Consider the following 10,194-nt stretch of genomic DNA (forward strand, 5'->3'; position numbering starts at 1 on the left):
TTGTATTTAAGGAAAAATTCCTCTTAGAATGTATGCTTTTTCAATTCTTTTGATAGCAATACAGTACGCTGCGGTTCGTAAATCGATTCCTTCCAAAGCAGCGTAATTAGCAACTTTAGTATAGGCTTCAGACAACTTTTTGTATAATTTTGCCATCACCTCATCTAATAGCCATAACTCGCCATTTCTGTTTTGCAACCATTCAAAATAGCTACCAATAACGCCTCCTGAATTACACAGAATATCAGGAATCACCACTATTCCTTTGTCTAGCAGTATTTGTTCACCTGCTACACTGATGGGGCCGTTTGCTCCTTCTGCTACCAACTTGGCTTTAATAGTGCCTGCATTGGTTTCGGTAATTTGATTTCCTAAGGCAGCCGGAATACAAATGTCGCACTCCGTTCCAAAGAAAGCATCATTAGCAATACTATGAGCTTGTTGGTAACTAGCTACAGTACCACCATTGTTTACATATGCTGAAAGCGCTGCTACTGAGATTCCTTCTTTATGATAAATACTTCCTGAAGCATCTTGCACTGCAACCAATTTGGCTCCTTCTGCTTCTAAAAAGTGCGAAGCCCAATAGCCTACATTTCCAAATCCTTGAACTATGAATGTTTTATTTTCAAGTGTTTCTCCTTGTTGTGCTATCCAAAACTTAATAGACAAATACACTCCGTATCCGGTAGCTCTATCGCGTCCTTCTAATCCGCCACTGCCATCAGGTTTTCCGGTTACTACGTGTTGATTGGCTGTGCGTTCGGCAGGAGAACGGGTGCTCATATAGGTATCGGCAATCCATGCCATGGTTTGGCTATTGGTATTAACATCGGGAGCGGGAATATCGTGTTCTGGTCCTATATTATCAGCCAACGCAAACGTGAATCTACGTGTAATACGTTCCAATTCGCTTGCTGAATATTTAGACGGATCTAATTGAATTCCTCCTTTTCCGCCACCGTAAGGCAAACCAGCTAATGATGTTTTCCAGGTCATCCACATGGCTAAAGCTCTTGCTGCATCTATATCTACCGTTGGGTGATAGCGCAATCCTCCTTTGTAAGGTCCTAAAGCGTTGTTGTGCTGCACTCTGTAACCTGTAAAAACTTCCACTTCTCCGTTATCCATTTTCACTGGAAATTTCACTACCAGCTCATTATTGGTGATTTCTAAGATCTTGCGGATGTTAGGATGTAACCCTACATAATCGGCGGCTTTGTTAAACTGTTGCATTACATTTTCCATCATGCCTTGGGCAGGAAGCTGTACTGACTTTTTTTTGGGTTCTTTTGTGATTACTGACATAATTTTTCTTGTTCATTGCTGCTGATGTACATGTACCAATTCATGTTATTAGCATTCATGAATCTTTTTCATATTCATAGCAATGTTTGATAGTTATATACCAATACCCATGCCGAAGCAAACGCTAATATCTAAGCTATTTTTCAATTGAATCATTTTCAATATTTTATAACCTCCTAGTTGTTTTACTTCAAAAAAGTAAGTGAGTAGAAACTACCCGGCCGGGTAAAATGTATCTAGTTTTAAATTGGTCAAAAAATAGAATAGCTACCATAAAAAAATCCCCTTCTGTACCAAACAAAAGAGGATCTTTCCTTCCCTATAACAACTAACTAAAAATAAGTCTATTTTGTAAGTTCTCCGGCTGCTATGGCTTGGTCATAATCTACCGTTACACTACGCAAAGCTCTGTAAAAACGAGTACCATCTACAGGTTTAATACGAATCTGAGTGGTACCATCTTTCTTTTGAGTTACTTGGGTAACCACTACTTTTTCGCCATATACCAATTTGTCACTAGCAATACCGCCACGTTTGATGATGATATTCTTTTTAGGAAAATTGATATGCTGATATTCACTACCCGCTGGTTTTGCAATTTCTAAAACAGTTCCTTCTTGCACCTGAGATGGTTGTTGCTCCTGAGCATTGACACCATACATTCCTAAAGCTAAAAAACTTGCTACTATTAACTTTTTCATACGCATCTATTTTACGTTACACTATTTGATTTTGTTTTCGTAACTATAGAAGCAAGCCTAGTACCAAAAAAACAAAACAGTGCATTAAAAATATTAATACACTGTTTTACAACTATTTAACCTCAAAATGATTTTTTATAGCATCAGAACAACCGGGTAAAAAAGTACCAGCTGGATAATTTTCCCCCAGCTAATCGTCTAGTTTTTGACGCAATGTTTTGCGGGTGATTCCTAAAATGGCTGCTGCTTTGGTTTTGTTCTGTTGCGTAGCATTCAACACTTTTCTAATGTATTGTTTTTCTATTTCTTTAAGCGGTAGCAATTCTTCATCTGGGAAATCTATGGCAAACTTCAACGAATCTGGTAAATGTGTTACATCTACTGTTGTGTTACACATAATCACAGCACGTTGCACTATGTTTTCTAACTCCCGAATGTTTCCCGGCCAATTGTAGCGCTGCAAAATGGCCAAAGCCTCTGGCGTTATACTCACAAACTTATCTTTGTACTCTACTCCATATTTAAACAAAAACTTATCTACCAGCAACGGAATATCATCTTTACGATCTTTTAACGGTGGCAAAGCAATTTCTACTACCGTAAGTCGGTAATACAAATCTTCTCTAAAACCTTGTTTCGTTATCATTTCTTTGAGGTTGCTATTGGTAGCCGCAATAATGCGTACATCTATTTTCTCGGGCTTTTGCGTCCCTACTTTGGTTACTTCTTTTTCTTGTAACACGCGCAACAATCTATTCTGAACGGCTGCGGAAGCATTTCCTATTTCATCTAAAAAAATAGTACCACCATTGGCTGCCTGAAAAAAACCATCTCTGTTGCTATCGGCTCCAGTAAAAGCTCCTTTGGTATACCCAAAGAGTTCTGATTCTAATAAGTTCTCTGGAATAGCGCCACAATTCACCGCTATAAAAGGCGCTTTGGCAAACTTACCCTCGTAATGCACTGCTCTTGCTACCAATTCTTTTCCCGTACCACTTTCTCCTTTGATAAAAATAGTAGCCTTGTTGTCTTTCACCCGTTCGATGATCTGAAAAACATCTTGCAATTTTTCCGAATTCCCAATAATGTTTCCATAGCCTTCTTTGCGTGCATTACTTTCTTGCTTGGTCACCACCTTTGAGATAGTCTTGGAAACTTTTGCTGCTAATGATTTTTGAATAGCGGCTTCTAATTCGTCCTTGGTAAAAGGTTTGGTAAGATATTCGGTAACGCCAGATTTAATAGCTTCTAGCGAACTTTGTGCCGAAGGATAGCCCGTGACCACCAACTTAGGTAAGTTAGGGTAATGCTCTGCTGTAAACTTTAGCAATTCTTCCCCATCTATTTCGGGCATTCGCAAATCGGTAATCAATAAATCTATGGGGGTATCTCTTAGAATAGTCACCGCTTCTTTTACAGAAACCGCTTTGTAGGAATAAAAGTTCCACGATTTTAAATGACGCTGCAACAACTCTAAAATATTTACATCATCATCAACTATTAAAATATTTTCTTTTCGTAACTGCATTTTATTTTGGAATTTTTACGGTGAAAATAGCTCCACCATTGGTATGATTCGCTGCGGTAATACTTCCTTTATGGCTCGCCACAATACCATGCACTACACTAAGCCCTAAGCCGGTGCCATCGCCTGTTGGCTTGGTAGTAAAAAAGGGTTCAAAAACTTTATCTAAAGCCTCATCACTTAAGCCACTTCCCTCATCTATCACTTTTATCACCGCATGGGTTTCGGTTTCGTTGGCCTCAATAGTTACCTTTCCGCCTGTGGGCGAAAAATAGATAGCATTCATAATTAAATTGAAAACAATCTGGGTAAACTGTATGGTATCGGCTTTGATACTAATCTCGTCTTTTGCAATCTTGGTTTCGTAGCGTACGCCTTTCTTTTTAAACGTACTGTCTAACAATTCTAACGCACTTTTTAACTGCGGAACCATATTGATCTGCTGCATTTCTTGCGGCATAGCACAGGTAAAAAACATAAGGTTTTTAACTACTTCACGAGCAAAGATAGCATTCTGAATTATTTTATTCACATCGCTATGCTCCAAGCCTTTTTCTTCTAAATCGGCTTTGTGAAGCTCTGCAAATCCTAAAATATTAGCCAACGGAGTATTGAGCTCATGCGCAATACCTGCGGTAATTTCTCCTAAAATAGCCAACCTATCGGCACGTTGCATTTGGCGTCTTAGTTGCAATTCGTTTTGCTGAATTTCTACCCGCTCTAGCAAGTTGCCTATTTTTAGCGCCACACTGTCTAGCAACTGTTGTTCTTCTTTCAGAAAAGCATATTCAGTGCTAGGCAAAGCTGCTATAATACTTCCGCTATCGTTATTAAAAACCCTGATACTTGCTGTTAATTGTTCCTTATTAGCTATGGTTCCGGTGGCAATGCTATGCACAGGAGTGGTAATTGCAATTTCTGTATGGTCGGGATACTGAAATCCTCTTTGCAAACTTTGCGTAATGGCGTTGAAAGTTTCTGGAATTTGGTTGGCATCTGTATTTACAATTATGGAAGACACCTCGTACAAACACGTAAGCTCTTTGATGCGTTCTTTTAAAATTTCTTCGGTAGTATTCACAGCTTTTTTAGCTAAAGATACAAGTTTCTATAAACTTCACTGATTTTGCAATCCTCTATCTATTTGTTTTCTTGTTTTAAAACTATAACTGATGTACATAACCATAGTTTACCAAATCGGTATAGTGATTCATTCTTAACCACCAACGCCTGCTTTTTCACATACTAGCTGCCGTTAGTTTTTATTGACTTTTAACCGTTTTATAATTGAAAAAAGACATAATCAACTGATTATCAAGCACACAAAATTTAACAAAACAAACTACTATAACCTTGTAAAGCTAGTAATAACAAGGGGTTACAGCGTTTGTTAATTTTTTTTATGCTTTATAAAATTAGGATAAATACTGAGCTGCTATTCCTATGAGTTATTTACTCCACGTAGGTAATACTTCCATAAACCGAAATGGTAATTCATAATTGAGTTCCATTTTTTGAGTATCCGTAGTATTTTGGTATGATCTATGGAATTGTTTCAAAGCCAATGTATCTCTTTGCAATTGCAAAGCCTCTTTAGCAGCTAAAACAATCTGGATGTAATTTTTATAGCTGGCATCTTCATTACTATAGAAATACACAAAGTAATTAGGATTCGTTGTTGGCATATCATACAATTGCTGTTTCAAGGTGTTAAGTTGCACTTCTTCCCCATTCCATAAGCACTTATCCTGAGCTGTTTGTGTGATTTTTATAATCGGATTGTATTGGTGTACGGAATCAAATTTGTAAAAAGCAGCTTTGTCCGGAACACGCAAATAAACAGTATGCTTATCATTAGCATGTTGTTCATGTGTATCTTTATTGGGGGCTACGGCAAATCCTGTCCAATTAATACCAAAATAGGATACAACTTCTCGTATTTTATTTATTTCTTTCATTGTAACTCCCTCCCCAACATGTATATTAAACGAAATATAGAATTCAAAAGGTATAGTACGTAGGCTGGATTTGAGTCGCTGTATCTCATCTATCATCTGAGATTTGTTCATCGCTGTGTTTTCAAAATAAAACAAGGTACTATCTGCAGCGATGCTATCTTTTACAATATAAATGGGTATATTCTTAGTTCTGCTACTTACTTTTTCATAAGCATCCGATTTTGGTAATTGAATCTCATACGCACGCATTATGTTCTTAGCCAGCACATTCTTGTTGAGTGTTTGGTAATCTAGAAAATTGATGAAAGAGAAGGTTAATGCAACGCCTATGATTGCTGCAAAAGAAATTCCCATATAGCGTAGGCTTTCTCTTTTATAAACCAACCGAAGAGAAGTCCAACTTTGAAGAAACAAGACAAGAATGATTAACACACAAATGAGTACATAATATGTATTCAAACCTTCTGAATAATAACTCATGGCAGGTACCATGGCTAAAAAAGCAAATTGGGCTACGCGCAAAAACCAACTTAGGAAATAGGACATCAAGTTTCGCTGATCGTTTACAATAGCATTCCTGTGTACCGTTTTTTTCTGAAAAGATTGCTTGGGCTTGTACAACCAATAGTTAATGGTAACCGACTGCCCGAAAATAGCCGCAACGGCTCCCAAAAAGAAATTATAAAACCACGTTTGTAGATCACTCAACACAAAAATATTGTAGGCATCATCTATACTTGAAACCCTTATAATTTCACGAATCATGTATCCAAATTCATACAGCGCAAACGCAGAGAATACTCCTAAAACAATACCTACAATTTTTTGTGTATTGGAAAGCTTTGGAAACCTATGGCCTAACTGTATGGAGCTATCTTTGCTTTTCATGTGGTGAACGAAGGTAAGTAATTTATAAGTATACATTTACTCTAAAACGTTACACTTATCTTTTTAAATATGATTCACAACCAGATAGGTTACAATGTTTGTAAAGAGGTAACATACCAAGCACTTTTTTCAGCCGGACCTTTGACTATAATCTCAAAAAACACCTAAAATACACCACCAAAAAGGCCCATAGTAATCAGGGAAACACACGCCTGCTTACAATGGCCATAAAAGCCTTCCTAAAAGCCCATAATCTGCTTGTAAGCCTTCCGAAAAACCAGAAAATCCACTACCGCTAAAAACAAAAAAGTCGCTCAAAAGCGACTTGTATAACCCAACCTCCAACTTTTACCAAGGAGTTGTGCAACAATTACCAATGTTAGTGGCAGTTTTTATTTTTCAAATTCTATAATTGGGAAATGCGGTTTCCACATTTTGCCTAGTTTTTCTTTGTTTTCAGCAAATCCAATGTCAGTTATTTTTGCGTTTTCTAATTTGTTTTTTAATCTCTCCGAAACATAAATTCCCCAAGAATAATGAGGTATTTTGAACAAGTCAGTGTCATAATCGAAGTCTTTTCCAAAAACCACTTTTTTAGTCTCAAAAGAGTATTTTTTTTGAGAGTCAGATTTGTTTTCAGCGATTAATTCCAATTCTTGTTTATGGGATAAGATTTTAATTATTTCTCCATTTTCATCGGTTGCCAGTATTTCACTTTTCTCAAAGTCAATCCAATTGTAACATTCATTTGCGTTTTTGTCAGGAAAAGTCAAATCAAAATATTCGTAAGATTTATTAATTTTTATAAATCCAAACAATTTTTCTATTCGAAGCACTTTTGCTTTTCTCAAATCATATTGAATTGTGTTACTTTCTTTAAAAATGTTCAATGCTTTTTTATTCAGAATGAACTCATTGGTAGAATGTAAAATGTCATTTAGTTTGTTGAATTCATCATCGTCATACATCTTACATACTGTAATATTCTGTCCATTATTTTTTTTATAATCAATGTCCTCAATTGCTCCAGAGTCGTCTATGTGAAATGTAAAGTACTTCATTCGGTTCAAATGGTAGGTGACGGTCTCGTATAACCGTCAGTTACGGGATTAAAGATAATGATTTTCGGTTAAGAACTGGCGTTAGCAATTCCGAGTAGATTCGGACGTAGTCGAATCCGCCGACTAGAGCCTAGCGACTGGCGAAGCAAATTGCGGTTATACATCTTTGTTATGCACTGGCATTCCTAATTATACTTCGGTCGTTAGGATATTTATTTGCGGTATTTCAATTCATATAAGGCTTTATATTTTCTGCTCTGATTGTTGAATTATTAATAATGACTTGTGTTAACACGCCCTAATTAATCGACTGCCTAAATTTTAAAGGCGTTAAATTAGTTTTGGTCTTGAACAGTTTGCTGAACGATTGCGGATACTCAAACCCCAATTCGTAAGCAATTTCACTAACAGAAAGCTCGGTGGTAGATAATTTCTCTTTGGCTTTTTCGATTAAATGGTTGTGGATATGCTGTTGCGTATTTTGTCCTGTAAGATTGCGAAGCATATCGCTTAAATAATCTGCCGAAATGTTCAATTGACTTGAAACATACTGAACTGTAGGAAGTCCCGATTCCTGTATTTGTTCGCTGTTGAAATAATCGGTTAACAGACATTCCAATTTTACCAACAAATCATTGCTTGCCGTCCTTCGTGTAATGAATTGTCTGTTGTAAAAACGGTTGCAATAGTTGAGCAACAATTCTATGTGGGAAACGATAACATCTTGACTAAAATGGTCTATTACAGAACGGTATTCATTTTCTATGTTCTGCATTATGGTGGTTATTGCTTTATCTTCATCTTCCGAAAGGTGTAAGGCTTCATTGACTGAATAAGAAAAATAGCCGTAGTTTTTTATTGTTTTTCCCAATGTATAATTTCTGATGAAATCGGGATGAACCACCAACCAATATCCTGATAATTTTAACCCTTCAACAATGTCGGTGGTTACTACCTGCATAGGTGAAAAGAATGTCATCACACCTTCATCAAAATCGTAGTACTGTTGTCCGTATTTCATTTTTCCCTTAAAATTCTTTTTGATGGCAATACAGTAGAAATTATAGGACACGCTACGCAGACTCTCATCATCAAAGCATTTTGCTTCTTCAAAATTGATGACGCTTACCAATGGGTGTTTGGGTTTTGGCAAAGCCAATGCTCTGTGCAATTCGGATATCGAATTAAAAATATGCGGTTTTTTTCCTGTCCGTTTCATTGATATAAAAATACGAAATCAATCAAAATTGGTCGATAGCGTCAAATGTTTCCAAGTTTCAAACTCTTGCATTTCTTTTTCCCGATGCTCTTTTATCAAGTCATAAGTGTCCGTACCCAATAGCAATCGTAACGGTGGATTCTCCAACTCGACAATTTCGGCAAGTATTTTTACCAATTTTTCAGGGTCACCTATCTGTTGTCCGCTGTAATTTGTCCAAAGTTCCTCTGCTTTGTCCAAACCGTAAACTGAAATTCTGTTTTTAGCAAACTGCATAGAACCTTTTTCCATAAAACTGGTTCTGAACTGTCCTGGTGCAACTACGGTAACTTTTATGCCAAAGTCATTTACTTCCTGTGCCAATGCTTCAGAAATACCCACCACCGCAAATTTTGAAGCGTTGTAACTTGTGGCATTGGCAAAACCAACATAACCTGCATTGGAAGCAATATTGATGATATGTCCCAACTGTTGTTTTCGTAAATGAGGCATTACATTTCGCAAAATATTGACTGTTCCGAACAAGTTAACGTTCACGGTTTGACGAAATTCCTTGTCTGTTATTTCCTCCATGCTACCTACCAATGAATAGCCTGCATTATTGACCACTACATCTATTCTTCCAAATTTTTCAATGCCTTGTTGAACAGCATTTTTAACTTCTTTGTCGGAAGTAATATCGACTTTCAAAGGCAAGAAATTGTCTTGCTTTTCTGTAATCGAATTTTTTAACTCTTCGATACTTCTTGATGTAGCGATAACTTGATGACCTTGAGACAATGCCAGTTTTGTCAATGCCAATCCAAATCCTTTTGATGTTCCTGTGATAAACCACACTTTCTTATTACTCATAATCATTCGTTTAAATTATGGTACAAAAGTGAGCAGGTTGACACATAAAAAAGTGTTCAAATCCTATGATGTTGTGTTCAAAATGGATAAAATCAGGTGGTGGGTGGGCTTGGTTCTTTTTTGGTCGTAGCGTTTTTCACGCTTGTGCATAACGGAATTGTATATGAAAAGTAAAGAGTTTATACTTTAATTTTTCAGATTAACGTTGTGTTTGGTTTGTGTTTTCACTTTGGGCAGAAAACTACTCCTTTATTTTTTATATGCTTTGTGCCTGTTACACAAGTTAGCAAAAAATCTCCACCCTTTTTAAGGTGCAACCGTTATTTTTTTCGTATCTTACTGTATGCAAGGCAAAAAGATCATACAAGAAGCATTGTTCACCCAGTTTCTACTCAGTGACCATGTACCTCAAAACAATGTGTATCGAAAATTACAGCAGGTTTTACAGCTTCAATATTTATACAAACTCACCAAACCCTATTACGGCGTTAGTGGTCAAAAAAGCATTGACCCAACCGTGTTCTTTAAACTCTGTTTGGTGGGCTATTTAGAAAATATAACCTCAGACCGTAAACTCATCGAAGTAAGCAGTATGCGACTCGATATTTTATTCTTTCTGGGCTATAACCTAGGCGAACCCCTACCATGGCACTCTACCATGAGTCGTACACGCCAACTCTTC

Annotated in this window: 9 protein-coding genes; 1 reads left to right on the forward strand and 8 read right to left on the reverse strand. The window is 36.9% G+C overall.

Translation table 11 applies throughout. The features are described from left to right. Positions 1-6 precede the first annotated feature (6 nt). The 8 genes from BM383_RS17340 to BM383_RS17375 form a co-directional block, all read right to left on the reverse strand. Entirely contained in the window at positions 7-1,308 is a 1,302-nt protein-coding gene (locus BM383_RS17340) for a Glu/Leu/Phe/Val family dehydrogenase (protein ID WP_093026420.1), read from the reverse strand. A 344-nt stretch (positions 1,309-1,652) separates the two neighbouring features. Next, entirely contained in the window at positions 1,653-2,009 is a 357-nt protein-coding gene (locus BM383_RS17345; RefSeq protein WP_143106460.1) for a hypothetical protein, read from the reverse strand. A 190-nt stretch (positions 2,010-2,199) separates the two neighbouring features. Continuing rightward, entirely contained in the window at positions 2,200-3,537 is a 1,338-nt protein-coding gene (locus BM383_RS17350) for a sigma-54-dependent transcriptional regulator (protein WP_093026422.1), read from the reverse strand. Between the two features lies 1 nt (position 3,538). Then, the gene (locus tag BM383_RS17355; protein ID WP_093026423.1) at positions 3,539-4,615 is read right to left on the reverse strand and encodes a sensor histidine kinase; all 1,077 of its coding nucleotides are present in this window, start codon (positions 4,613-4,615) and stop codon (positions 3,539-3,541) included. 367 nt (positions 4,616-4,982) lie between these two features. Beyond that, positions 4,983-6,380 (reverse strand): hypothetical protein, encoded by a 1,398-nt coding sequence (locus BM383_RS17360; protein WP_143106461.1) that lies wholly within the window; start codon positions 6,378-6,380, stop codon positions 4,983-4,985. Between the two features lie 392 nt (positions 6,381-6,772). Next, positions 6,773-7,441: a hypothetical protein gene (locus BM383_RS17365; protein WP_093026425.1), complete on the reverse strand. Its 669-nt coding sequence runs from the start codon at positions 7,439-7,441 to the stop codon at positions 6,773-6,775. 298 nt (positions 7,442-7,739) lie between these two features. After that, positions 7,740-8,660 carry a helix-turn-helix domain-containing protein gene (locus BM383_RS17370; RefSeq protein WP_093026426.1) on the reverse strand — a complete coding sequence of 307 codons (921 nt, stop codon included), beginning with the start codon at positions 8,658-8,660 and terminating at the stop codon, positions 7,740-7,742. Positions 8,661-8,678: 18 nt separating this feature from the next. After that, positions 8,679-9,512, reverse strand: a complete 834-nt coding sequence (locus BM383_RS17375) for an oxidoreductase (RefSeq protein ID WP_093026427.1) — start codon at positions 9,510-9,512, stop codon at positions 8,679-8,681. Positions 9,513-9,855: 343 nt separating this feature from the next. On the opposite strand from BM383_RS17375, the gene BM383_RS17380 reads away from it, so the two are divergent. After that, on the forward strand, positions 9,856-10,194 hold a 339-nt coding region (locus BM383_RS17380), incomplete at its 3' end, for a transposase (protein WP_143106462.1).

Source organism: Pustulibacterium marinum (genome assembly GCF_900116665.1).
Classification (GTDB): Bacteria; Bacteroidota; Bacteroidia; order Flavobacteriales; family Flavobacteriaceae; genus Pustulibacterium; species Pustulibacterium marinum.

Bases quoted from the DNA above. Each gene is read 5' to 3' on its own strand.
- BM383_RS17340 (WP_093026420.1), bottom strand. From the start codon at position 1,308: ATGTCAGTAATCACAAAAGAACCCAAAAAAAAGTCAGTACAGCTTCCT.
- BM383_RS17345 (WP_143106460.1), bottom strand. From the start codon at position 2,009: ATGAAAAAGTTAATAGTAGCAAGTTTTTTAGCTTTAGGAATGTATGGT.
- BM383_RS17350 (WP_093026422.1), bottom strand. From the start codon at position 3,537: ATGCAGTTACGAAAAGAAAATATTTTAATAGTTGATGATGATGTAAAT.
- BM383_RS17360 (WP_143106461.1), bottom strand. From the start codon at position 6,380: ATGAAAAGCAAAGATAGCTCCATACAGTTAGGCCATAGGTTTCCAAAG.
- BM383_RS17365 (WP_093026425.1), bottom strand. From the start codon at position 7,441: ATGAAGTACTTTACATTTCACATAGACGACTCTGGAGCAATTGAGGAC.
- BM383_RS17370 (WP_093026426.1), bottom strand. From the start codon at position 8,660: ATGAAACGGACAGGAAAAAAACCGCATATTTTTAATTCGATATCCGAA.
- BM383_RS17375 (WP_093026427.1), bottom strand. From the start codon at position 9,512: ATGAGTAATAAGAAAGTGTGGTTTATCACAGGAACATCAAAAGGATTT.